Consider the following 1,041-nt stretch of genomic DNA (forward strand, 5'->3'; position numbering starts at 1 on the left):
AAGCGAGTCGGTTCATGACAGCGGCTCTGCGAGCGAGTGGAGTATCAAGTCAGCGGGTGAAGGAAACCGGGTGTGCAATGTCAGCGACCTGGATCGCACGCGGAATGACGTTCGCTCGACGGAACGTATCCGCAACGCGTTGCTGCGCGCCGAGCACGGTCGAATTGACGGGCAGCAGCCCGAATGCGGATCGCGCGAGATAGCGCTCGACGACGGGCTGCGGCACGCCGATCTCGCGAGCAATCAACTGCGCGGCGTCGCTGCGATGGGCGGCCGCCCATGCGTCGCCGCGCGCGACCGCCGACAGCACATCCGACAACACCTCGGGGTGGGCCTTCGCGAAATCCGGCGCACCGAGAAAGAAGCTGTACGGCTGCACGATGCCCGACGCATAGTCGGCGATCGTGCGCACGCCGAGCGTCTGCTGGACGACCGCGAGATACGGATCCCAGATGACCCATGCGTCGACCTTGCCGCCTTCGAAGGCCGCGCGTGCGTCGGCGGGCGACAAGAAGGCGGGCTTGATGTCCGCATAGGTCAGGCCGGCTTTTTCGAGCGCGGCGACGATCAGGTAGTTCGAACTCGACCCGCGGGCGAATGCCACCGTCCGCCCTTTCAGGTCGGCGACCGATTTGAGCGGCGAGCCGTCGAGCACGATGATGGCCTCGTTGTGCGGGCCGGCGGGTTCGGCCGCCAGGTAGACGATCCGGCTGCCCGCCGCCTGCGCGAAGATCGGCGGCGGCGAGCCCGTATAGCCGAGATCGATCGAGCCGGCATTCATCGCCTCGAGCAGCGGCGGCCCGGACGGGAATTCGGTCCATGCGATGTCGAAGCCGCGCGCGGCGAGCGGCTTGTCGAGCGAGCGCTGCGCCTTCAGCAGCGTGAGCGGCGTGCCCTTCTGGTAGCCGATGCGCAGCGTGCGGCCGGTGTAGGCCTGCGCGCCGCCGGCGAATGGCATGGCGAACGCGGCCACGGCTGCAGCCTGTGCCCCTCCTTCCCCCTCTACCTCGCCACCCACGGCGAACGGCTGCTGCCCGCCCT

1 protein-coding gene is annotated in these 1,041 nt (G+C 68.4%); it reads right to left on the reverse strand.

Annotated elements, in window-relative coordinates:
• Positions 1-49: 49 nt before the first annotated feature.
• Positions 50-1,041, reverse strand: a 992-nt coding sequence (locus ACWDD7_RS37910; protein ID WP_450460738.1) for an aliphatic sulfonate ABC transporter substrate-binding protein, incomplete at its 5' end; no start/stop codon positions are given.

The organism is Streptomyces sp. NPDC001056 (assembly GCF_053598955.1).